The sequence below is a fragment of the Sulfitobacter sp. F26169L genome (assembly GCF_026410285.1).
Taxonomy (GTDB): domain Bacteria; phylum Pseudomonadota; class Alphaproteobacteria; order Rhodobacterales; family Rhodobacteraceae; genus Sulfitobacter.
Map to the genome: position 1 here is coordinate 1 of NZ_JAPMLP010000007.1, position 23,799 is coordinate 23,799.

At 56.8% G+C, this 23,799-nt stretch carries 21 protein-coding genes, 1 tRNA gene and 1 pseudogene; 11 read left to right on the plus strand and 12 right to left on the minus strand.

The window, feature by feature from the left end:
• Positions 1-238 precede the first annotated feature (238 nt).
• Positions 239-415, minus strand: coding sequence for an F-box protein (locus OS189_RS14330; RefSeq protein ID WP_267168017.1), 177 nt, complete (start codon positions 413-415; stop codon positions 239-241).
• Positions 416-954: 539 nt separating this feature from the next.
• Positions 955-1,042 (minus strand) — tRNA-Ser (locus OS189_RS14335).
• A 375-nt stretch (positions 1,043-1,417) separates the two neighbouring features.
• On the opposite strand from OS189_RS14335, the gene OS189_RS14340 reads away from it, so the two are divergent.
• The gene (locus OS189_RS14340) at positions 1,418-2,134 is read left to right on the plus strand and encodes a hypothetical protein (RefSeq protein ID WP_267168018.1); all 717 of its coding nucleotides are present in this window, start codon (positions 1,418-1,420) and stop codon (positions 2,132-2,134) included.
• 55 nt (positions 2,135-2,189) lie between these two features.
• Here OS189_RS14340 and ychF read toward each other — a convergent pair whose 3' ends face one another.
• Positions 2,190-3,287 (minus strand): redox-regulated ATPase YchF, encoded by a 1,098-nt coding sequence (ychF, locus tag OS189_RS14345; RefSeq protein WP_267168019.1) that lies wholly within the window; start codon positions 3,285-3,287, stop codon positions 2,190-2,192.
• 69 nt (positions 3,288-3,356) lie between these two features.
• Positions 3,357-3,542 carry a hypothetical protein gene (locus OS189_RS14350; RefSeq protein WP_267168020.1) on the minus strand — a complete coding sequence of 62 codons (186 nt, stop codon included), beginning with the start codon at positions 3,540-3,542 and terminating at the stop codon, positions 3,357-3,359.
• Positions 3,543-3,643: 101 nt separating this feature from the next.
• Here OS189_RS14350 and trpA point away from each other — a divergent pair, with 101 nt between their 5' ends.
• The 4 genes from trpA to OS189_RS14370 all read left to right on the plus strand — a co-directional run bounded on the left by trpA (position 3,644) and on the right by OS189_RS14370 (position 7,291).
• Positions 3,644-4,435, plus strand: coding sequence for a tryptophan synthase subunit alpha (trpA, locus tag OS189_RS14355; RefSeq protein WP_267168021.1), 792 nt, complete (start codon positions 3,644-3,646; stop codon positions 4,433-4,435).
• 175 nt (positions 4,436-4,610) lie between these two features.
• The gene (locus tag OS189_RS14360) at positions 4,611-5,777 is read left to right on the plus strand and encodes an alpha-hydroxy acid oxidase (RefSeq protein WP_267168022.1); all 1,167 of its coding nucleotides are present in this window, start codon (positions 4,611-4,613) and stop codon (positions 5,775-5,777) included.
• A complete protein-coding gene (locus OS189_RS14365; protein WP_267168023.1) occupies positions 5,777-6,367 on the plus strand; it encodes a hypothetical protein in 591 nt (196 codons plus the stop codon). Before OS189_RS14360 ends, OS189_RS14365 begins: the two co-directional genes overlap by 1 nt.
• Before the next feature lie 258 nt (positions 6,368-6,625).
• The gene (locus tag OS189_RS14370) at positions 6,626-7,291 is read left to right on the plus strand and encodes a 50S ribosomal protein L25/general stress protein Ctc (RefSeq protein ID WP_267168024.1); all 666 of its coding nucleotides are present in this window, start codon (positions 6,626-6,628) and stop codon (positions 7,289-7,291) included.
• A gap of 977 nt (positions 7,292-8,268) precedes the next feature.
• Here OS189_RS14370 and OS189_RS14375 read toward each other — a convergent pair.
• A complete protein-coding gene (locus OS189_RS14375) occupies positions 8,269-9,453 on the minus strand; it encodes a M24 family metallopeptidase (RefSeq protein ID WP_267168025.1) in 1,185 nt (394 codons plus the stop codon).
• Between the two features lie 353 nt (positions 9,454-9,806).
• Here OS189_RS14375 and OS189_RS14380 point away from each other — a divergent pair, with 353 nt between their 5' ends.
• The 5 genes and pseudogenes from OS189_RS14380 (at position 9,807) to OS189_RS14400 (ending at position 13,283) form a co-directional block, all read left to right on the plus strand.
• Positions 9,807-11,183 (plus strand): aspartate aminotransferase family protein, encoded by a 1,377-nt coding sequence (locus OS189_RS14380; RefSeq protein WP_267168026.1) that lies wholly within the window; start codon positions 9,807-9,809, stop codon positions 11,181-11,183.
• A gap of 74 nt (positions 11,184-11,257) precedes the next feature.
• Positions 11,258-12,403: an amidohydrolase gene (locus tag OS189_RS14385; protein ID WP_267168027.1), complete on the plus strand. Its 1,146-nt coding sequence runs from the start codon at positions 11,258-11,260 to the stop codon at positions 12,401-12,403.
• A 193-nt stretch (positions 12,404-12,596) separates the two neighbouring features.
• Positions 12,597-12,881, plus strand: a pseudogene (locus tag OS189_RS14390) (VCBS domain-containing protein); the annotation flags it as partial.
• Complete coding sequence (locus OS189_RS14395; protein WP_267168028.1) at positions 12,878-13,051, plus strand: VCBS domain-containing protein; 174 nt, start codon at positions 12,878-12,880, stop codon at positions 13,049-13,051. The pseudogene OS189_RS14390 and the gene OS189_RS14395, both read left to right, overlap by 4 nt.
• 28 nt (positions 13,052-13,079) lie before the next feature.
• Positions 13,080-13,283, plus strand: coding sequence for a hypothetical protein (locus OS189_RS14400; protein WP_267168029.1), 204 nt, complete (start codon positions 13,080-13,082; stop codon positions 13,281-13,283).
• 312 nt (positions 13,284-13,595) lie between these two features.
• Here the strand turns inward: OS189_RS14400 and OS189_RS14405 are convergent, their stop codons facing one another.
• Genes OS189_RS14405 through OS189_RS14415 form a run of 3 tightly spaced genes read right to left on the minus strand, consistent with a single transcriptional unit; the run spans position 13,596 to position 17,684 of the window.
• The gene (locus tag OS189_RS14405; protein WP_267168030.1) at positions 13,596-14,654 is read right to left on the minus strand and encodes a lipocalin-like domain-containing protein; all 1,059 of its coding nucleotides are present in this window, start codon (positions 14,652-14,654) and stop codon (positions 13,596-13,598) included.
• Entirely contained in the window at positions 14,644-17,031 is a 2,388-nt protein-coding gene (locus OS189_RS14410) for an ABC transporter permease (RefSeq protein ID WP_267168031.1), read from the minus strand. The genes OS189_RS14405 and OS189_RS14410 overlap by 11 nt, the downstream gene beginning before the upstream one ends.
• Positions 17,028-17,684, minus strand: coding sequence for an ABC transporter ATP-binding protein (locus OS189_RS14415; protein WP_267168032.1), 657 nt, complete (start codon positions 17,682-17,684; stop codon positions 17,028-17,030). The genes OS189_RS14410 and OS189_RS14415 overlap by 4 nt, the downstream gene beginning before the upstream one ends.
• A gap of 156 nt (positions 17,685-17,840) precedes the next feature.
• On the opposite strand from OS189_RS14415, the gene OS189_RS14420 reads away from it, so the two are divergent.
• Positions 17,841-18,308, plus strand: coding sequence for a CIA30 family protein (locus tag OS189_RS14420; RefSeq protein WP_267168033.1), 468 nt, complete (start codon positions 17,841-17,843; stop codon positions 18,306-18,308).
• Positions 18,309-18,585: 277 nt separating this feature from the next.
• On the opposite strand, the gene OS189_RS14425 is transcribed toward OS189_RS14420, so the two are convergent.
• The 4 genes from OS189_RS14425 to OS189_RS14440 all read right to left on the minus strand — a co-directional run bounded on the left by OS189_RS14425 (position 18,586) and on the right by OS189_RS14440 (position 23,790).
• Entirely contained in the window at positions 18,586-19,449 is an 864-nt protein-coding gene (locus tag OS189_RS14425) for an NAD-dependent epimerase/dehydratase family protein (RefSeq protein WP_267168034.1), read from the minus strand.
• Positions 19,450-19,547: 98 nt separating this feature from the next.
• Complete coding sequence (locus OS189_RS14430; protein WP_267168035.1) at positions 19,548-21,248, minus strand: hydantoinase B/oxoprolinase family protein; 1,701 nt, start codon at positions 21,246-21,248, stop codon at positions 19,548-19,550.
• On the minus strand, positions 21,245-23,332 hold the full coding sequence (locus OS189_RS14435) for a hydantoinase/oxoprolinase family protein (protein WP_267168036.1): 2,088 nt from the start codon (positions 23,330-23,332) through the stop codon (positions 21,245-21,247). The genes OS189_RS14430 and OS189_RS14435 overlap by 4 nt, the downstream gene beginning before the upstream one ends.
• Positions 23,333-23,346: 14 nt before the next feature.
• On the minus strand, positions 23,347-23,790 hold the full coding sequence (locus tag OS189_RS14440) for a GNAT family N-acetyltransferase (protein WP_267168037.1): 444 nt from the start codon (positions 23,788-23,790) through the stop codon (positions 23,347-23,349).
• Between the last annotated feature and the right edge of the window lie 9 nt (positions 23,791-23,799).

Genomic DNA, 23,799 nt, shown 5'->3' on the forward strand with positions numbered 1-23,799 from the left:
AGGCGCGCGCACCCTGCTGATTGACGAAGCCTTTCGCGGTACGCTTTGCGCGACCACAGGCTGTATGCCGTCCAAACTTCTCATTGCGGCAGCGCGCGCTGCGCATGATGCAAGAGGCATTGACCTCGACGCCGACCGCTTGATTGTGGGAATCCCCGCAGCCTGTTTCTAACGATCTTCCTCGGGCCACTTGAAAGCTAACTGACCTCCGTTGCAGCAATGCTTCGGGGGGCTTTTTTTATTCATCTTCGCTTTGATCGGCAATCTGCTGCTTTTCGTCGGCGGGATACTCGAAAACCGAAGAATATTTGTTTCGCCAAAGCGCGTCTTGAGCTACGGCAACAAACCTTCGTGTTTTTGCATCGGAAAGTACCTGTTCAAGAACTTCGGCTGGAACAAGAATTTGGTGCGACATTCCCGGTTCAAGCTTAACGGGGCATTTGTCGTCAATGTCCTAGTTGCTTAGGCTGGTGTGGCACCACCCAATGCGGCGCGGAAACCTCCGAAATCGAAAAATGTGTTCAAAGCTTTCGGACAACTTGGTCCGTCGCCAATGATAAACAAGAGAGACATTCGAAATATGGACGGCATGAGCCGAAGGGTTTTGAACCGAAATCATTGCCCCGTGAACGGTTTCGTCACCAACCGTTTCCATCCCAAAGACAACGTAAACCCGAACTTTGGGCTGCGCCCGAACCACGTTCCAGAAGAAAACCGCTGTCGAAAGCACCGCCGCGTAAATTGCGAGATATGAAGTTAAGATCAATCGGCTATCCTTGAGTGTGATAATTTCGAACGTCACGACCTGAATAACTGTCGAAGTTCGTCGCAATTGTGAGCAAACTTGGCCGAAGGGACACTGCTTCCAGCCAAATCCGCGACATGCATCACAACATGCAAAGCAACAATCGCCCTTCAATTTTTGCAATAAAAACAAGAACCTAAAGAGGATTATGGCGGAGACGAAGGGATTCGAACCCTCGAACGCTTGCACGTTACTCCCTTAGCAGGGGAGCGCCTTCGACCACTCGGCCACGTCTCCGCCGCCGTGTCTATGATCTAAAGCACCGCATAACAACTCCTTTTTTATGTATCCGGCACTTTTTGTCGAGGGGTTTGTTTTCATTTGATTTCCCGTGGTCTGTCGACGGTCTGTGTGTTTCAAAAAGCTGTGGGTACGTACTTTGTTCCTGAACCGGTTTGCCTGACTGTGCCTGGTTTCGCATTAAAGCATTGACGCCTGTGCGTCTGAGGGGCACGTCGGAGAAACGAGCCAGTCAGTTGGAGATTGAATTTTGTTGTCCTACGGCGTTCGTTGGCGCATGAAGAAACCTGTTATGGTTCGGGCAGTTTGCACTGGCGTGCTGAATCTCCGAATTGTCCGGCTAGCATGGCTATCAGGGGTTGGTTTACAGCGATGGATAAGGTGAAAATTCTGGTTGTCGGTTGCGGGCGTTCGGGTACGGGTTATTTTGCGAAAACCCTGCAAAGAAATGGCATTCCAGCAACTCACGAGGGTATTTTTAACCTCGAAAAAGAGTTGGCAGACAGTGACATGCAGACTCCTTTTCTGTGCGAGTCTTCATGGTATGCGGCACCTTATATTGACCGGATAGAAGGGTTGACGCACGTATTTCATTTAGTGCGCAACCCGTTGAAAGTGATGTCATCCTTCTACCGTATCGGGATGCTGGCATCCGGCCCTTTGCGGCATATCTCCCAAGGTTATCCAAAACGCTATTTCGGCAATCCCAACCGACCAGCTGAGAAAATTGCGGCTAGAACAGAATTTGTTATGCGCCATCGGGAATTTTTACAAACGAACGGGCAACTCTTTGAGCCGCAGACCGAAACCGGGCGGCTGGACAAATACTGGTGGCATTGGAACCAGATGATCGAGGACAAGGCTACCAAAACAGGGGCATCGTACCGGCGGATCCAGTTGGAGCAGTTGGGGAACAACGTCGGGGAGCTCGGTAAATTTTTCGGCCTGAGAGGCTTCACTCTGGATGTACCGCCGCAAAATCTGAAAATGAACTACCGTCCACGAAAAATGCCGCCTACCGTGCTTTCCGAGGCGACATACGAGCTTGCGCGCGCCTACGGGTACCCGCACGAATACCTTGTCCAGTAATCTAATTCAGTAGTTGATGCATATTGGCTGCATTGAGCGCCGATTAAAGCGGTGATCAGGTGTTGAACAGGAAGTGAAGCACATCACCGTCTTTTACGGTATAGGCCTTACCTTCTGCGCGCATTTTTCCCGCTTCCTTGGCAGGGCCTTCGCCGCCAAGTGACACAAAATCATCATAGGCAATGGTTTCCGCGCGGATAAATCCCTTTTCGAAATCCCCGTGAATCACGCCTGCGGCTTTCGGAGCTGATGTGCCTTGTTTGATGGTCCAGGCACGTGCTTCTTTTGGTCCTACGGTGAAATAGGTCTCAAGGTGCAGCAGCTCGTACCCGGCGCGGATCAGACGGTCCAGACCGGCTTCTTCCAGATGCATATCCTCAAGGAACATCGCTGCGTCTTCGGCATCAAGCTGGCTGATCTCTTCTTCGATCTGTGCTGAAATGATGACAGCTGAATTTCCCTGTGCCGTTGCCATTTCAGAAACAGCGCGGGAGAATTCGTTTCCGTCCGCCGCGTCCGCCACACCTACGTTGCAGACGTAAAGCACGGGTTTGGTGGTGAGCAGCTGCAACATGCGCCACGCTTTTGCGTCTTCTTCGTCGATTTCCACAACGCGCGCGGGCTTGCCATCTTCGATAGCGGCTTGGGCGGCGGCCAGAAGACGGTCTTGCTGCACCGCGTCCTTGTCGTTGCCCTTGATCTTGCGCACCAGCCCCGCACGGCGTTTTTCAATGCTTTCCAAGTCAGCAAGCATCAGTTCGGTTTCAATCGTCTCCGCATCCGCAACGGGGTCCACACGGTCTTCGACGTGGGTAACGTCAGCATCTTCAAAACAACGCAGTACATGGGCAATGGCATCTGTTTCGCGGATGTTGGCAAGAAACTGGTTGCCCAGACCTTCGCCTTTGGATGCGCCTTTGACCAGACCGGCAATATCGACAAAAGTCATGCGGGTAGGGATGATACTTTTCGAGCCGGCGATTTCGGCCAATGTATCCAGACGCGCATCAGGAACGGCGACTTCGCCTACGTTCGGCTCGATCGTGCAAAAAGGAAAATTGGCGGCCTGCGCGGCGGCAGTGCGGGTGAGTGCGTTGAAAAGCGTCGATTTGCCCACGTTTGGCAAGCCTACGATACCCATTTTGAAACCCATGACGGCGTCCTCTTTTGCGTTTGGCACCTGTTATGGCGTCACAGGCACGGACGCAAGCACAGCCTTGTACTACTGTGCCGCTTCCCGAGAAGAAAATATGAGCAGCCATGCCAACAAAATGAACATCGGATGGGTCAATCCGCCGGAAAACACTAGGGCAGGGACCCAGATGAAAAACACAACCACCCCAAGGATCGGACGCCCCGTAAGGATGATAGACAGCGGCGGTAGCAAAATAGCGAGTATGTAATTCATGACCCATCAAATAGGGGCTCTGTCCGAATTTTCCAGCCCTGCATTGATTTCCCCCGCCGAATTGGGCATTCATCGCCAACACCTACCCGAAAGGCCTTTCCATGACCCGTATTGACGCCAAATTTGCCGAGCTTGCCGCCCAAGGAAAGAAGGCGTTTGTTTCCTATGTGATGGCCGGTGACCCTGACTTTGACCGCTCGCTGGAGATCGTGCGCGGTCTGCCCGCTGCTGGCGTCGATATTATCGAGCTTGGCCTTCCCTTCACCGACCCGATGGCTGACGGCCCCACAATCCAGATGGCAGGGCAGCGCGCGCTGGATGTTGGCATGACGCTCAAGCGGACGCTGGAGCTGGCGGCGGCCTTCCGCAAGGAAGACGACACGACGCCGATTGTCCTGATGGGGTATTACAATCCGATCTATTCGATGGGCGTTCCCGCATTTCTGGTCGCTGCAAAGGCCGCAGGAATTGACGGGCTGATCATCGTCGATCTGCCGCCGGAAGAAGACACAGAGCTATGCATCCCTGCACAAGAGGCGGGATTGAACTTCATCCGTCTGGCCACGCCCACAACAGATGACGCGCGCCTGACCCGTGTGGCAGAAAACACCTCCGGCTTCGTGTATTATGTCTCGATCACCGGCATTACCGGTGCTGCCGAAGCGCAGGCAGATGATGTATCCCCCGCTGTTGAGCGTATCCGCAAAGCGACGGGCCTGCCCGTCGTGGTCGGATTTGGGGTTAACACGCCTGAAAAATCCCGCGCCATTGCAGCAGTTGCTGACGGTGTTGTTGTCGGCTCCGCTATCGTCAGCCAGATCGCAGCGGGCAAAAGCACAGATGACATACTGGCGTTTGTGAAAACCCTGTCAGACGGCGCCCATTCAGGCTGACGCCAGCATCAGGATGCACACAACGTCGCGCTCCCATGTCTAAGCGAGGTAATCCGGCCCGTTCGTTTCACGCTGTGCAAGACGCACAAAATGACGGGCGGCTGCAAGAAATTGCATCGTTGCTCCACGCTCGGCGGATTGGTACACAAACATAACCAACAACCGGAAAGCAGCCATGCCCGTCATCACCAACATCGACGATCTCAAACGCATTCACCGCCGCCGCGTCCCAAAGATGTTTTATGACTACGCCGAAAGCGGCAGCTGGACTGAACAGACCTTCCGCGAGAACACCTCGGATTTTGACCAGATCCGCCTGCGCCAGCGCGTGGCAGTCGATATGTCGGGGCGCAGCACTAAATCCACGATGATCGGGGAACAGGTGGCAATGCCCGTGGCGCTGGCCCCCGTGGGGCTTACCGGCATGCAGCACGCAGATGGCGAAATGAAAGCGGCACGCGCTGCCGAAGCCTTCGGCGTGCCGTTTACCCTGTCCACTATGTCCATCAACTCCATAGAGGATGTGGCTTCAGCCACCAATAAGCCTTTCTGGTTCCAGCTATATACCATGCGCGATACCGATTACGTCTCGCGCCTGATCGAACGCGCGCGCGCTGCGAAATGCTCCGCACTTGTAATCACGCTGGATTTGCAAATTCTCGGTCAGCGCCACAAAGACATCAAGAATGGCCTGACAGCACCCCCCAAGCTCACCCCCTCCACCATCGCCAATCTGGCAACCAAATGGCGCTGGGGCATCGAAATGCTGCAAACCAAAAACCGCAGTTTTGGCAATATTGTCGGTCATGTGAAAAACATCTCCGACGCATCAAACCTCAGCGCGTGGACGGCGGAACAGTTCGATCCCACACTGGATTGGGGCAAAATCGCCAAGATCAAAGAGCAATGGGGCGGCAAAGTCATCCTCAAGGGCATCCTGGATGCCGAAGACGCAAAAATGGCGCTGCAAGTTGGCGCTGACGCGATCATTGTCAGCAATCACGGCGGCAGACAGCTTGATGGCGCGCTCAGTTCAATCCGCATGCTGCCCTCGATCCTCGATGCGGTCGGCGATCAGGTCGAAGTCCACCTCGACAGCGGCATCCGCTCGGGTCAGGATGTGTTGAAAGCGATGGCGATGGGGGCCAAGGGCACCTACATCGGACGCGCTTATATCTACGGGCTTGGCGCGATGGGTCAGGCTGGCGTAACCCGCGCGCTTGAGGTCATCCACAAAGAACTCGACACCACAATGGCGCTGTGCGGAGAGACAAAAGTGACCAACCTTGGTCGGCACAACCTGCTGGTACCCAAAAACTTCGAAGGTGACTGGCAGGACTGATGCTGGTCTTTTCAGCGCAAAACCTTGTCCTGCTTTCCGTGCCAAAAACGGGCTCGACCGCCATGGAGGTGGCGCTAAAGCCTTGGGCGGATATCGCGTTTTACAAACACCGCAAACATACTCCCGTGGGGCGCTACCAGCGTAAAATCGCGCCGTTCCTTTGTGATGCCTTCGGGCTGGAGCCCGAAACCATGGCCGTCATCCGCGCTCCGCTTGAACACTTGCGCAGCTGGTACCGCTATCGCGCGTCAACGCTGGACGTAAATTTCGACACTTTCGTTCAGGCCGTCATTTCTCCTGACCCGCCTGATTGGGCCCGCATAGGCACACAGTTAAACTTCCTAACTACGTCGTCAGGAATATTGGGCATCACCCACCTGTTTGCCTACGAAGCCCAGCCAACCCTGCGCAACTGGCTAAATCAGCGCATGGGCGCTAACATAACATTCAAGCCGCAAAATGTATCCCCTCCCGCCGACACGACCATAACATCTTCCACCCGCTCGGCTTTCGAGACAGCTTACGCAGCAGAAACCACTTTACACGCCAGAACAGTTGCCGCAGGCGGCCACCTCATCCAGATGCCCTAGGCTATTTCTTTTGGCCAAAAATATCCCGGGGGAATTGGTCCGCAGGACCAAGGGGGCAGCGCCCCTAATAACCCTTGCAACCAGCACCGTGTTCTCCGCAAAATAACTCGAAGACAACAGCCCCGACACACAGCCACCATCGCGGTAGCAACACATTGCATTTATCTCTTTCCCTAAAACAGATTCGCGTCTATACGCGCCACTTCATGCGGGACGACAGCCTTGGAGGCGTTCCGCCCTAACATTTGGAGAATTATTATGGCCGGAGAGATCCCAGATCTTGAAGCTCAGGTACGCACGGGGACAGGCAAGGGCGCCGCTCGTCAGGCACGCCGTGATGGCATGGTACCGGGTATTGTTTTTGGTGGCGATGTTGACCCGCTTCCCATCAACATCCCGTTCAACAAACTGCTGACCATGCTGCGCAAGGGCCGCTTCAAGGCGACCCTGTTCAACATGAAGGTGGAAGGCCACGATGACGTGCGCGTTATCTGCCGCGATGTCCAGCGTCACGTTGTAAAAGACCTGCCAACGCACGTCGACTTCATGCGCCTGAAGCGGACCACAAAAATCAACCTGTTCATCAATGTCGACGTAGAAGGCGAAGATGAATGCCCGGGCCTGAAAAAGGGCGGCACACTGACGCTTGTACGCCCGGAAATCGAATTGGTTGTTACGGCTTCGGATATTCCAGAAAGCATCGTGATCGACATCTCCAAAATGGAGATTGGCGACAATCTGACCATTTCGGATGTAACGCTGCCCACAGGCTCCAAGCCGGTCATCGATCGTGACTTTGTGATTGCACAGGTTTCCGCACCTTCCGCACTGGTTTCTGCCGGTGACGAAGACGATGATGTTGCCGCAGACGAAGTGCCAACGACCGAGATGGATCCCCCGAACGGCGAACAGGCCGACAGCTAAATCTACCGGACGTGAAAAATTAGACGGGGTTCCCTTCGGGGAGCCCCGTTCTCGTTTTCGGGGTTTGCAACAGTACAGATAAATCCAGCGGTTATAGTCGTTCTAACCATTGGATCAGGTAGCGTCAGCAAATCAACGAACCGCATCTTGGGCGGTGGATAGATTCTGCCGGACGTGACGCCAAATTTTAGGTGGTCGTTTTGCATCCGGGCTTGCAGTGCGTGGAGATCCTGTACGCGTTGACATAGAAACAAGCAGTGCGAACCGGCTTCGTGGACTGTTTTATGCCCGCGCATTTTCCAGAAATTCTGATGCGGAGCCGCCTCGTTGTTCTAGATGTTGTGGTGTTTTTAGTGGGTGAATCGGCATAGAAGAACGAAAGGCTGTCCAATTTCATAGCTTGTGCGCTGATTGCTTACATATCGAATGAGATATTTCTGCATCTCGCGTGGAGCAGATGAAAAGTACACAATTTTATTTCACCGGATGAGATCTGCCAGATTAAAGCAAAGCGTCAAAGAACGCTGCAAGTCTGCTCAAGCTAGTGTTGAAACATCAAGGATAATCTTAGCCCCGACTTGCGAAGAAACTGGACGCTTTTGGCAACAGTGAGCAAGAGGTGGTCGTCGCCAACAAGTTATTCCGAATGATACGAGCCGAAATTACAGGCTCCTGACGAGCGCCAACGCATCGTTTTGAGTGAACCGGTTCGATGAATCTTATGACACCGTCAAGTGATACACGCTGGCCGGAATCAAATGAATGGCATTTCCCCATTCATTTTTGTCTATGGTGGTCTGATAAACATTTACGAAGCTGACAGTATCCTCACATCGACCGTGGAAAATAATTTAAGTCAGGGCGATAGACGGCTTGATCATCATTCAAGTTCGATGTCGCAACTCTGGGGCTGTTTCCTGATACGCCATGGACCTTTGGAACGTTTAGTAAACTCATCGGTGTGATCGCGCCCTTGATTATGATTTCACCCAAAGCTCGCGTTTGGTGTTACACAAGCACTCGTGGCCGCTTTCGGTGATCAGAATAGGTTCTGTTATCTCCAGACCGCCATCATCCAGCCACAGGGCAGGCATGAAATGAAACGTCATTCCCGGTTCAAGTATGGTGGTATCGCCGCGCCGGAATGAAATCGTGCGCTCGCCCCAATCAGGTGGATAGCTGATCCCGATTGCATAACCGCATCTGCTGTCCTTTTCGAAACCGGCCTTGTTCAGCGTTGCGTTGAATGCGTTGGCGATGTCCTGCGCCTGATTGCCGGGTCTGGCCTGTTCCAGACCGGCCTCGATGGCATCCAGAACGGCGGTTTCAGCGTCGCGGTATTTTTGCGGCACTTCACCCAGAAACAGCGTGCGTGACTGCGGGCATTGATAACGCCGGTGCGCGCCCGCAATTTCGAAAAATGTCGCCTCGCCGGATTGCATGGGGCGGTCATCCCATGTCAGATGCGGGGCAGTCGCGTCCATTCCGGACGGGGCCATTGGCACAATAGCAGGGTAATCCCCCCAGAACCCGTCCACACCGCGGATGCTGGTGGCGTAGATTTCGGCGATCAATTCGTTTTTGCGCGTACCAGGCTCGGCAAATTCAAAAATGCGCTCGTGCATCACTTCGGTGATGCGCGCGGCGCGGCGCATGTATTCGATCTCGCGCTCCGATTTCACGGCGCGTTGCCAGTTGACCAGTCCGGTTGCGTCTTTGAAAGTGGCTTTTCCAATAGCGCCCGTCAGCGTTTCATGCGCTTTTGCAGAGTAGTAATAATTGTCCATCTCGACGCCGATTGTCGCGTTTTCCAGCCCGACCTCTGCCAATAGGTCGGCCAGTTCCTGCATCGGGTGTTTGTCGGGGTTCTGCACAAACGTATCATCGTAGCCACGGATGCTGTCATCATTGTCCATGAACACAGTGCGCCGCGCGCCCAGTGCATCCATCGCTCGGCCCCACCACAGCGGATCCCCCTCCAGCGTCAGGATCACACCCTGAAACACATAGAACGACCAGCCATCATACCCCGTAAGCCATGACATATTCGAAGGATCGCTGACAAAAATCGCGTCATAGCCCTTGGTGGTCATGGCCGCGCGGGTTTTGGCAATTCGGCGCTGGTATTCGGCAGTTGTGAAGTTGTTTTGAAATGTGGTCATGTGCCGGCCTTTGATAGATGGGTTGCCACAGGGGCGGAGACATTTCTCATATGGCTGATTATTGGTCCCTTTTCAGCGTGTATGCCGACCAATTGCGCCGCCAAACCGTTCTGGTCCGACCTTTTGCCAGAATTGGAGAAAAATGCGGCTAGCGGATGCCCTGAACCGACGCGCCAGTTCAGAGACGGCGGCGGCCATTTCATCGGCTTGGCCGGCAAAACGGGACATCACATCGGGTCAGTGCGCAATCGAATATCCCAATGGAATCGCGGCGCGCACTGGAAGCATGTCAAAAAGTGAAATACGTTTGCTGGGATTGGACCTGATCCGTGGCGCAAAGCAAGGAGCATAAAGTGAACAAGCAACTGAACAACGATCAACTGACGCAATGGGATCATGACCATTTTTTCCACCCCTCTACACATCTGGCGCAGTTCGCCCGCCGCGAGATGGGCAACCGGATTATCCAGACAGCAAACGGCGTACATATCACGGATCGCGAGGGCCGAAGCTCGCTGGATGCGTTTGCGGGTCTTTATTGTGTGAATGTCGGGTACGGGCGCACGGAAATTGCTGATGCAATTGCACAGCAGGCGCATGAACTGGCCTATTACCACTCCTATGTCGGGCACGGCACCGAGGCCTCCATCACCCTGTCCCGCATGATCGCAGAGCGCGCCCCCGAAGGCATGAACCATGTTTACTACGGCATGTCCGGCTCCGATGCGAACGAGACAAACATCAAGCTGGTCTGGTATTACAACAACATCCTCGGGCGGCCCGAAAAGAAAAAGATCATTTCGCGCTGGCGCGGCTATCACGGATCGGGCCTGATGACAGGCTCGCTGACGGGGCTGGAGCTGTTTCACAACAAGTTCGATTTGCCGTTATCGCAGGTTGTCCACACCCAAGCGCCTTACTATTTCCGCCGCAAGGATCGCACGATGAGCGAGGCCGATTTCAGCGCCGATTGCGCGCAAAAGCTGGAAGAACTGATTTTGCACGAAGGCCCCGACACCATCGCCGCATTTATAGGTGAGCCGGTTCTGGGCACAGGTGGCATCGTGCCACCGCCCGCTGGTTATTGGGATGCCATCCAGAAGGTATTGCAAAAGTATGATATCCTGCTGATCGCGGACGAAGTCGTCACAGGCTTTGGCCGGTTAGGCACGATGATGGGGTCGGATCATTACGGGCTTAAGCCCGACCTGATCACCATCGCCAAAGGTCTGACATCTGCTTATGCGCCGCTTTCGGGGTCTATCGTCTCCGACCGCATGTGGGATGTTCTGGAGCGTGGTACAGATGAATTCGGGGCCATCGGTCACGGCTGGACCTATTCGGCCCATCCAATCGGTGCTGCGGCGGGTGTCGCCAACCTGAAGTTGATTGATCAACTGAACCTAGTTTCGAATGCGGGCGATGTGGGGGCCTACCTGAACAAAGCCATGAATGATGCGTTGGGGGATCACGCCAATATCGGGGACATTCGCGGCGAAGGAATGCTGTGCGCTGTCGAGCTGGTCAAGGACCGCGATGATCGGGTTTTCTTTGATGCAGCAGATAAAGTCGGCCCTCGGATTGTTGCGAAAATGTTTGATCTGGGTGTCATCGCGCGCGCGATGCCACAGGGCGACATCATCGGGTTTGCGCCGCCGTTTTCACTGACCCATGATCAGGCGGACGAGGTGGTTGCCGCCACCAAAGCCGCAGTTCTGGATGTTTTGTAGGCCAGTCGGGAATTGGTGTGGGGTATCGCGCCGGGCAGGCGGTGCGATACCCGAACGCATAGGGGCGGCGCGTGATGGCATCTGATCTTGCAGCATTGACCCGCTTGCGCCACTGGCTTCATGCCCATCCCGAAATTTCCCGCCAAGAGGTTGAAACCGCCAGATACATGCGCCGGTTTCTTGACCAGCACGCAAAGCCCGACAGCATAGTGCCTCTGCACGGCGCAGGGTTCGCTGCCGTTTACGGTGCTGCGAAGACCGGCAAAACCGTGATGCTGCGGTGCGAACTGGACGCCCTTCCGATCCACGAGATAAACACCGATCTGCCCTATCGGTCGATCTATGACGGCGTCGGGCACAAATGCGGCCATGACGGCCATATGGCGATCATGGCAGGTGTTGCGCTGCGGCTTATGCGCGAACCTGCGGCGGGACGGGTAGTTTTACTGTTCCAGCCGGACGAAGAGACCGGCACAGGCGCAAGATCATGCTGCGACCATCCGGCATTTCAGGCTCTTGCGCCGGATTTTGTATTCGCCCTGCATAACCTTCCCGGATATCCGCAAGGCCAAGTTGTTTGCCGTACCGGAACATTCTCGTCCGAAGTCAAATATGCAGCCGTGACATTCAGAGGGCGCGAAGCCCACAGCGCACAGCCCGAAACGGGTGCCAGCCCATCCCGCGCCATGGCCGAACTGACGTTGAAAGCCTATGAAATTCAGGCGCAGTATGATTCGCCTGACAGCTACGCTCTTGTTGTGCCGGTCTATAGCCGGATGGGTGTGCAGGCGTCCGGCATCAGCCCCGCCGCAGGTGAGGTCCAATATACCCTGCGCGCAGCCAATGGTGAAACCGTGCAGGCGATGTGGTCTGAATTGTCCCAAGCTGCACAAAACCTTGCAACACGGGACGGGTTGGATGTTAGCTTTGAGACGAAAGAAGAATTTGGCGCGACGGTCAACAGGGACACCGCGGTGACGATGATCCATCGCGCAGCAGCCCAAGCGGACCTTTCCTATCATTGTGCAAAAATGCCTTTCCGCTGGGGTGAGGACTTTGGTGAGTTTCTCAAACGTTATGATGGCGGAATGTTCGGGCTGGGTGCGGGTGAAAACCAGCCCGACCTGCACAATGCAGATTATGACTTTCCGGATGAGATAATCTATGGCGGTGTTCGTGTGTTTTATGAACTGATCAAAATTGCACAACAGCAGGATTAGTAACTACCGTACTTCAGTCATCCAAGCCTGTGTTTCCTGAAATACGACCGATGCTATCCGAACAGGGGGCGCGCTTTGGCGTGGATTACGGTCTTATTGACAGCCACACGTTCAGCATGGACACGACGGGAACCGTCGGCTGTGTCACCAACAATAACGACGGCGCCTTCGACTACGTGCCAACAGCGCGTTCGAGAGCCTTGCAGCAGGGGCCACAGCGACCGATACCGTGGATGACGGTCAGGGCAGCACATACACCGGGACAGTCACCGTCACCGTGACCGGCACCAACGACGCAGCGGACATAGGAGGGGTAATTTCAGGTTCGGTCATTGAAGCCGGAGAGGTAATTAACAACACCGATCCGGATGGTAGCATTGTCAGTGGTACTACTACAGCTTCGGATAGCGACAAGGCGAACAACACGTTTCTCCCAATCATATCCGGCTCCGCCGATATGGAGTATGGCGCCTCTTGATTGATGCGGCTGGTATCTGGACCTATACGTTGGACAATGACAATGCGGCGGTTGAAGCACTGGTGGCGGGTGGTATGCTGACGGATACTTTCACAATCATGTCGCGGGACATGACTGCGCAGCAGGTCAGCGTGACGATCAATGGCGCGGACGATTGTCCTTACCTTTGACGGCTACGATATAGACAACAGTAGAGAAGTGGAGTTGCTTCTGAACGGATTATCGCTCGGGTTCTTGCGTGCAGGTGTCCGCGATGGTCTGAAGGAATACCAGTTCGTGCTGAGTGCCGCTGACCAGCAGATCGGGGATAACCCGCTGGAGTTTGTGCAATCTATTGATAACGCTTATCACTGGGGTGTGACTGAACTTACGGTTTCGGATGATCCGTTTGCAATAATTTGATACGGATTTAAACTCCAATCTAACGCATACATACATTATGCGGCGCGTCTTCATCATTAGAGGGGCGCCGTTTTTGTTTTGTTTACCGTGGCCTCCAAGCATGATGTCGGTCTGAAAGAGCGGGACGGGAGCTTTGCAATGGTTTTCTTGGCGTGTGGAGTGGACGTATCCTGAAAACACCTAGGCGATGCCGGATATCCAATGCGGTGCATTTTGCGGTTCGTGGGTTTGCCGCTGATATTCGTCCAAAAACCTTCTTCGGTTCGAAATCAGTCTCGGGAGGTTGCGTTGACGCGCTTTTGTCAGCGCCGTTCAGGGTTGGTCGTACCCTGTCATCTCCAGATAACCGATGCCGCTGCGGTTTCCGCTGACGCGCACGGGGCCCTCCCAATAGGGGACCGACATGTCCATCCACGTCTGCGTGTTCACGGCCTCTATAATCACGTCGACAGCGTGATCAGGCACGCGCACATGCCAGCGGGTAGGGATGCTGCGCCCGCCTACATCCGACGTGGCCAGCGGTGTCGCATCAAAGCTGCCGTCGGGCAGGGCGGTGGTGGCGCCGTCAGGTGTGATCCATGTGCCGGAAGTGTAATAGGTGCCGTCCGCCTGACGCAGGCGGAATCCCATCAGCTTTTCGCCTGCATCGAAAGACAATGAGAACCAATCCCATCCGGTCTGGTCGGCGGCCAGCGGCTGGGAAGACCATTCGCGGTCAAGCCAGGCGGTGCCGGTGACAGGAATATCACCTTCGGGCAGCGTGATGGTGCCAGCCAGTGCAAAGAAGGGTTGCGAGTAGTAATAGCTGGCCTGCCCCTGTTGCGATTTGACGGAATAGCCCCCTTCGCCGTGGAAAACCAGCGGTCCTTGAGCGTCAAGCGTGACATCATAGGCGAATTGCGATCCTGACGCGCGCAGTTTCAGGGCGTCAAAGGATGCGCCGCGCAGGTGCCAGTCGTCTATCCAGGCTTCGAAAGGGGCGGCGCTCACACCTGCCTGTCCGATGGCGCCGCGCGCCAGCCGCTCTGATGTGTAGTGGGCATCGGGCGTGGTCACGGCTGCATGGCCCAGCCATATCTGGGGGCTGTCCCAGCCCTTGCCGGTGTGCGGTGCCAGCGCCGAGCGGAACAACGTCCACTGCAAACCATAGGCGGTGCCGTCCGGCCCTGTCATGTTGGCGGTCAGATACCACCATTCAATGCGGTAATCGGGATGCGCGCCGTGATCGGCAGGGAAATCGAATTGCGGTGCGGGTGCGGGCGTTGAAAACCCTTCAGCATCGCTGCCCAAACCGGAAAATCCCTGCGCGGACAGGCCAACAGGGGCGCACAACGCAATGAGAGCGACAAAGGCTGCGAATTTAACGTTCATTTGCAAATACTTTCAACAGTTCAGCCGGCGGTACGCGCGCAAGCCTGCGCGCAGGCCAAGCAGCGGCCAGCACCGCCGCGACCAAAGCAAAAAGCCCCAACACTGCGTAATCACGCGGGAAAACATACATCGGCAGACGCCAGCCGAATGCCTCTACGTTCACTACAGCAAGCAAGACCCACGCCAGCGCAAGACCCAGTGGCAGCGCAAGCGTTGCGGTCAGGATCGCAAGGATAACCGCGCGGATCAGTTCCAACTGCCCCAGGCGCCGTCGCGTTAATCCCAACGCCCACGCAGGGGCCAGTTGCGGCACCCGCATCCCCGCAAGTGTCAGCAAGCTCATAAAAATGGCGAAACCTGCCACACTCAAGGTCAGCACGTTCAATGCGGCGGTAACGGTGAAAGTGCGTTCAAAAACCCCGAGAGAGAATGCTTTGATCTGTGCTTGATCCGTTATCGACTGCGCGGAAAGGCCAAAATCATCCATCAGTGCGGTGCGCAGGGCGGCGGGATCATCCGTGCGCAGGCCAAATCGGGTGGCGCGCACCTGCGGGTGTAACGCGGTGAACAGCGGCTCGGCGACAATTGCCTGACCGATGGGATTGCCGTAATCGCCGAACACGCCAGCGATGGGCAGCGCGACATCGGGGGCGATTTGCAGCGTATCGCCGATCCACAGGTCCGCGCGCCGCGCGAGTTGTTCATTCGCAAGCACGGCCTCTCCTGCGGCGATGCGGTCCCAAACATCTGGCGTTGCCGCCAACAAATCCCAATTGTCACGATAGGTCGCCCCGATCCGCGCGCCATATAGTTCCGCAGGCATATCCGCCAACTTCGTATCGATCGACAAAAGCGGCAGAATTTCCGATGTCAGCGGTTCTACAAAGCGTTCAAGCGCTGCGGCCTGTCGCGGGCTGTCGGTTTCGATATAAAGTTCGGATGCAAGCCGTTGATCCAGAAATCCGGTAAACGTCAGGCGGAAGCTGGAGACCATTGTCGATACGCCCACGTTTGCCGCCATTGCCAGAAGCAATGCCATCAATGCAAGGCTGAGGCCCGAAAGCTGCTGCCGCGTGTCGGCCCAGAACCACTGCGCTGTAACGCCTTTTGCCCATGATTGCGCGACTGACAGAACAGCATCCAGAAACAGGGGCAAGGCAAGGGCCGCACCGATCAACAGGCAGGCGAGTAAACCAAAACCCATGATCAACCCGTCCCCGAACAGCGCCAGAACGCCCGCCAGCACCAGCAATAACAGGCTTGCCAGCATTTGTATCCGGCGCATGGCGCCGCGCGCGTTTGCCCATGCGCGCGGCTGCGCACTGGCCAGCAGCGGCATACGCGCCACCGAAACCAACGCTCCGGTGGCTGCGATCGCTGTGCCCAGAACCGATATGGCCAAACCCGACAGCCACCAGGAGGGACGCAATTGCAATGTGCCCGATACCTGCGCGCCATATAGTCCCTTGAGCGTGGCGGCGACATCGGGCAGCAGGCTGGCGGCCACGATATACCCCAGACAGACGCCGATTCCCCCGCCCGCCAGCGCCAGAAGCAGCAGTTCCGCCGCCATCAGCACCACCAACCGCCGCAGGGGCATTCCCAGCGCGCGCAGGGTGCGCACCATGGCGCGGCGCTGCTCGAACGCGAGGCCGATTGCACCATGGACAATGAAAACCCCCACCGCAAAGCTGAGCAGGCCAAAGGCGGTCAGGTTGAGGTGGAAACTATCCGTAAGGCGCGCCACATCAGAGCCGCCTTGCGCCGCGCGGCGGACCAGATCGGGGGCAACCACTCCCAGCGGTTTCTGCGCGACAGGTTGGTTGCGCGCCACAATCAGACGGCTCAGCGTACCCGTGGCATTCAGCAAGCGCTGCGCTTGGTAGATGTCGGTGATGGCGGTGTTCGGCGCGATTGCCGGTTCAATAACAAGGGGCGCGTCAATAATGCCGCGCAATTTCGCAGCGGTATCCTCATTGGCGAAAACAGCCGGATTTTCCAGAAAGTCGGGCAGCGACATACCGCCACCGTCGCCCACAGGCCCAAGACCGTTTGGCGCTGTCAGCGGATCAATTCCCAGCAGTTGCACAGACACCAGCTTCCCCTCAACCACGGGGCTGACAAGCCAGCCCGCGCGGCGCAGCGCGATGAACGTCTCTTGCGGTATTTGGTTTCCGGTTTCGGGCAGAAGCTGGTCGTATTGCCCTTCACCCAGCGTTGCGGCGGCGGCATCATAGCTTGCGCGCGCTTCCGCGTTCACGGCCTGCACACCCGACCATAGCGCTGTTGCCAGCGCTAGACCTGCAATCAGCGTAAACAATTGCAGCGGGTTACGCCGCCAATGGGACCACAACGCAGACAGACCGGCTGCTGTCATGCCAGTAACCCCTGGCGCAGGTGAAGCTGGCGCGACATCTGGTTGGCCAGCCGCGGCGAGTGGGTCACCATGACCAGCGCGGCACCGGTTTGGGCCACCAGCGCGAGCATTTGGGTCATCACCTCGCCCGCGGTTTCCTCATCCAGATTTCCGGTAGGTTCGTCGGCAAGGATTAGCTTTGGCCGGGCGGCAAGAGCGCGCGCAATCGCGACCCGCTGCTGCTGGCCGCCTGATAACTGATCGGGGTATTTTTGCAGATGGTCGCCCAATCCCAGCGCATCGGCCAACTCGCGCGCGCTGGTGGGGGAATAAGAATCCGCTAGGCGCGCCTGAAACGCGATGTTCGCTGCGATATCAAGCGAGGGGATCAGATTGAACTGCTGGAAAATGATCCCGACACTTTCGCGGCGCAGGGCCGCGCGCCCTCCATCATCCAGTTGCGTCACATCCTGACCTGCCAGCGTGATGCTCCCCCCATCGGCGGCGTCCAACCCTGCAATCAGATGCAACAGCGTGCTTTTGCCAGATCCGCTTTCACCTGTGAGGGCCAGCGTATCACCCGCTGCAACAGTCAGGTCGATCCCGCGCAGTACCGGCACAGGCCCTTCGGCACCGGAGTATGATTTAGTAAGAGCTTTGACAGTCAGCAACATTCGGGCCTCCGCAGGTTGTGACAAGACCTATCCCAGATGCGGGCAAAGGCCAGCCACAATCGCCCCCGATCGGGCCATTTGTCGCGCTGGGGCTGGTCGCTGCACTGTGGGCCGCTAGATGACCAATCTGATGATGTTTGGCAGGAGAGTGGAACAATGGAACTGACACCGGAGTGGGAATATGTTGCCGATACCGTGATGGGGGGCATTTCAACCGGCGGGATCACCCGCACACGGATTGACGGGCGCATGGCAACCCGCCTGAGCGGTGAGGTGTCGTTGGAAAACCATGGCGGGTTCGTCCAGATGGCGTTTGATCTGGCAGGCGGGGCGGTGATGGATGCCTCTGGCTGGTGTGGGGTGGAACTGGACGTGCTGGGCAACGGGGCGCAGTACGAATTGCGCCTGCGCACCGACGAGCTGACAAAGCCCTGGCAATCATACCGTGCGGCTTTCGACGCGCAGCAGAATTGGCAAACCGTCCGCCTGCCATGGGGCGATTTCGAGAAGCGGAAAACCGAACAACCGTTCAACCCCGCGCGTCTGCGCCGGATCGGTGTGCTGGCGATAGGTGCGGAAATGAGTGCCGACATCTCTGTCGCGTCAATCCGTCTTTTCGGCTAGGGGGCTGTGAGTATCTTTGTAATATTGTTTTTATACAATGGATTGAGGGTGGTTTCTAAGGTGGATATCTGGAGCTAATATGCATTTTTTGAAAATACTTTTAATGTTCAAGGGCTTATTTCACTAAGTTAACGCTCGTTGACGCAATGCGTGCAAAGAGTACATCCTAAGTATTTGATAAAGATAAGTATTAATTCTTTTGTTTATCGGGGCTGGTCGTCGTGGCGGCTGCTTTGTGCAGACCGCCGGTTGATAAACGGGCGGTCTGCGCAAAAGGTCAACTCTTCTTCGTATCGTCGATTACGTTCATTCCGGCCAATCCGGAGTTGCCCAAATCGACTCCTGCAAATGGGCCGCCGTGGCACATGTGATGGGGGTCCTGCGGATCCATAGTAGGCTCGGCAGCGAGCACTTCGGCAGCGAACTGTTCGGCATTGTCTTTCGGGCGATAGCCCAGAAAGCTGGCTTTTGAATTATTGACAGGCGCGCGGTCGTTGTTGCTGACGCCGTAGATCACCGCAAATCCGGTGACAGGCGTTTCAATGCAGCGGGTCACCAACTGGATCAGATCATCGTAGCTGAGCCATGAACCGAGCGCGCGGGCATTGTTGACCTGCGCACAGGACAGAATGCGCATGTGTACGCTTTCCAAGCCGCGCTTTTCCCAATACATGCGGCCCAGATCCTCGGTAAAGCATTTGGCGAGCCCGTAGAATGTATCGGGGCGGTGCGCCACTTCGGTGTCGATAAACTGGTTTTTCGGATACATGCCCACCGCGTGGATGGATGATCCGTATACAACGCGGCGAACACCATGGCGCGACGCGGCTTCCCAGACATTGTAAGAGCCGATAAAATTCGGGCCGAGCAATTGCTCGAAAGGTCCTTCGTCCACAAACGCGCCCATGTGAACCACCATGTCGGCACCTTTGATGACCGTCTCCATGGCGTCAAAATCGGCCAGATCGGCCTGCATATAGGTTTCTCCAGCATAGAGGTTTCCCGGAGAGTCCTTGATATCGGTGGAAACAAGTTCGTCGCACAGCGCCGCAAGTGGTTCACGCAGATATGATCCAAGGCGGCCTGCGGCCCCTGTCAGAACAAATTTCTTGAGTTTTTCGGGCATGATCCGGCCTTTCATTATGGGTTTTTCGGATTGTTGTTTCGCAGTGGACGCAGTGGTGTGTGCTGGGCGTGACCGTTGGCGCGCTAGATTGGTCGTTATGGTGATTGCGGGCGCTAGATATCCTCTCCCGCGCGAATGGCGTCTTTCACTTTTTCGATATCTTCGGCGGATACGCTATAGTCATCGAGCGCAGATCTTTCAGAAATGTAACCTTTTGCAAGATCACGCATGATTGCGGCCTTGTCGCGCTCGGCTGGGAGACCGTAACCTGCACCACCGGGAAATGCCATCCGGACGCGGGTGCCGGGCGGCACAGATTGGCGGCCCTTGCCTTGCATCGGTGTACCGTCATCGCGGGCAATTGTAGTAGGCGCGCCATTACCGCCGCCACGGCGGCCACGGGCGGGGTGATCAACACGGTCCAGCATGGCAGAGATATCGAACTCGTACCCTTCACGCGCACCGACCTCCATGTATTGCCCCAGCCCGCCACGCTGGCGACCCACGCCGCCAGATCCGGGGCGCAATTCCTTGCGCCAGATGATCACCGGGCCTGCGTGCTCGGTCGCTTCAACCGGCATTGTCATAACGCCCGAAGGAAAGGCGGTGGCGTTTAGCCCGTCCACCTGCGGGCGCGCACCTGCACCACCCGAATTGAATGTCAGCACTTCGGCGCGCTTTGCCCCTTGGGGCGCAGTGTCAAGCGGGCGCAGGGAGATCTGGAAATTGCACAGACATCCAGCGCCTTCAGCAGGCACAACATCGGGCAGGATCTTGTCCAGCGCGTCATAGACCGTATCGGGGACGAAATGTCCCACGATGTGGCGCAGGGCAACAGGCGCGGGGTGCAGCGCGTTTACGATGGTGTTTTCCGGCGCATACACCTCGAACGGTTCCAGCGAGGCCGCGTTGTTGGGGATTTCAGGCGCGATGGCACATTTTAGCGCGTAGCAGGCGTAGGCCTTTGCATAAACCAGCGGACAGTTGATGCCCTTGGGGTCCAGACCCGAGGTGCCTGTGAAGTCGGTCAAAATCCGGTTTTCCTCAATCGTGAGGGCGACGCGCATGGTGATGGGCGCAGCAAAACCGTCGACTGTCATTTCGCCGCTGGCGGTGGTGCGGGGCAGGGCGGCGATCCGCTCCAGCGTGGCGCGGCGGGAGTTGTCAAAGATGAATTCGGCAATCCCTGTCAGGTCGGGCAGGTTGAATTCGTTGATCATCTCTATCAGACGGCGGTGGCCGATTTCGTTGCAGGTGGCCAAGGCATAGAGGTCACCAACCAGTTGATCAGGTTCGCGCACGTTGCCGCGCACAATGCGCAGGAGCGTCTGGTCCACTTCGCCCTTGTCGGCAAAGCGCATGATCGGCAGGTAAAGCCCCTCTTCGTAGACCGAGTTCGCATCCGCCCCGAAACCGCGACCGCCGATATCGACCACATGCGCGGTGCAGGCGAAAAAACCGACCAGCGTGCCGTTGTGGAATGACGGGGTGACCATGGTTATGTCATGCAGGTGGCCAGTGCCTTCCCAAGGATCATTGGTCAGGTACACATCGCCCTGCGCCATCGTTTCGCGCCCGATACGGCGGATGAAATGCGCGACGGAATCCGCCATGGCATTGACGTGACCGGGGGTGCCTGTGACCGCTTGGGCCAGCATCCGGCCCCGTGCATCATAAACACCGGCAGACAGATCGCCCGCTTCGCGTACCGATGTTGAAAACGCTGTGCGCACAAGCGCTTGTGCCTGCTCCTCTACGATCGAGATCAAGCGGTTCCACATCACCTGATAGGCCACATTTGACGGGCTGTTCATTCGTCTGTCTCCCTTGTGGTGATGTCGATACAGCCGTCAGGCTGGCGCACGGCCACCCTGCTGGCGGGAACGATGATCGTCGTCTCGTCCTCGGTGATGGTTGCGGGGCCGCTGATTGTTGCGCCGGATACGATCTTGTTGCGATGATAGTTTTTGGCCTCCACGGTGCTGCCGAGGGCCGCATCGAAAACGCTGCATGTGCTGTTTATTTCGGCAATGCTGCTGCCGCTATCCTGCTGCACCCGCGCCACGGGTTGGGGCGGGGTGGTGGCGTTGACCGACCAAACGGTGATTTCGATGTCCATACCCGCCACGGCACGGCCAAACAGGCGGGTGTAGTCGGCCTCGAACAGCGCCTCGAACGCTGCCGGATCAGGGTTCTGCGCCTGCTGCGCCGTCAATGTGACGGGAATTTCCCAACCTTGGCCTTTGTAACGCATATAGACTTTGTATTCCGCGATAATCTCCGCATCAGGGGCGCAGGTGCGCACAAATGCGGTCGCTTCCGATTTCAGTTCGGCCAGCAAAGTGGTCACTGCGGGCCCGTCAAATCCGGCAAGGGTCATGTAGACAGACCGGGTCGCTTCAAAGCTGAACGGTGCGCGCAGGAACCCGATAGCAGAGCCCACGCCCGCCCCCGGTGGCACAAGCAGGCGATTAATGCCCAGTTTTTCGCATAGACGCGCCGCGTGGAGCGGGGCGGCACCGCCAAAGGCGATCATCGTGTATTCCGACAGGTCTTCGCCGTTTTCAACGGCATGGACACGGGCGGCATTTGCCATGTTTTCATCGACAACTTCGGCCAGTCCGAAAGCAGCTGTTGTCGCATCCAGCCCCAGCGGTGTGCCCAGTGTCGCAAGCATGGCGTCATTTGCGGCTTTTACGTCCAGTTTGATGGAACCACCGGCAAAGTTATCGCCATCAAGCTTGCCCAGCACCAGATCGGCATCGGTGACAGCGGGACGGGCGCCGCCGCGGCCGTAACACGCCGGGCCGGGTTCCGATCCGGCGCTTTCGGGCCCGACGCGGATTTGGCGCATGGCATCGACATGGGCAAGGGACCCACCCCCCGCGCCGATTTCAACCATATCGATCACGGGGATAGATATCGGCATGCCCGAGCCTTTTTTGAAACGATAGCTGCGGGCGACCTCGAAAACGCGGGATGTTTTCGGCGTCTGGTTCTGGATCAGGCAGATTTTGGCGGTGGTGCCGCCCATGTCAAAGCTCAGCACCTTGTCCAGCCCGTAGCGCGCAGCGATATGCGCGGCAAACACAGCACCACCCGCAGGGCCGGATTCAACCAGCCGCACAGGGAAGTCGGCGGCGCTCTCGATAGAGATAATTCCCCCGCCCGAATGCATCAGGAAGATGGAGCACCCCACACCTTCCTCGCGCAACCGCCCTTCAAGGCGTCCCAGATAGGATTTCATCAGCGGTTTGATATAGGCGTTGGCGACCACGGTGTTAAAGCGCTCGTATTCGCGCATTTGCGGCGATACTTCGTGGCTGAGCGATATCATCACATCGGGCAGGCGTTTGGCCAACACATCGCGCACAAGACATTCATGCGCTGGGTTCAGATAGCTGTGCAGCAGGCCAATGGCGACACTGGTATATCCGGCAACCGCAATTGCCTCGACCACGGGTTCGATATCAGCAGCGGTGAGGGGGACCAGCTCGCCACCGGTCGCATCAATGCGGCCCGGAACGGTATAGCGCATCTGGCGCGGCAGAAGCGGTTCGGGCAGTTGCAGATTGAGATCGTACTGCTCAAACCGTGACTCGGTGCGCATTTCGATCACGTCGCGGAAACCTTCGGTGGTGATCAGGGCGGTTTTTGCGCCGCGTCGCTCGATCAGGGCGTTGGTGGCCAGCGTTGTGCCGTGGATGATCTGGGTAATTGCAGGCGGGGTCAGCCCTGCCTTGGTGCAAACCTGATGCATTCCGTCAATGATCGCGTTTTCGGGGGCGGCGTAGGTTGTCAAAACCTTGGTGGAGAAGCTTTCTCCGTCAACCTCCAGCACCACATCGGTAAACGTGCCGCCAATATCAACGCCCAGACGCGCCTCTTGCTTGGTCATGCTTTATCCTCGCGTTAAAGCTTTATGTCGTAGGTCACCCACGGTGTGCGGGTTGCCATACGGTCATAGACGCTGCGGGCACGGTAGTTATCCTCGGCAGTGATCCAGCGGATCATGGTCCAGCCCTTTTCGCGCCCGACAGCGCTGACCGCGTCGATCAGCGCTTGCGCCGCACCGCTGCCGCGCGCGGCGGGATCAACAAACAGGTCATCCAGAAAACCGCGCGTATTTGCCGCCAGTGGTGATGAAAAAGGGCGATAATGGGTAAGGCCGATCAGCCTTCCGTCTTGCTCGGCGACAAGGCCGTTTACCTCGTGGGTGTCGTCGTTCAGCCAGCCCCAAACGGTCTGCCGCATGGCATCGGTTTGCTTGACACCATAGAAATCTGCGTACCCCTGATACAGTTTTTCCCACGCTTCTTTGTCGGCGGGGGCAACGGGGCGGGTGGTTACGGTCATGGCAGGCTC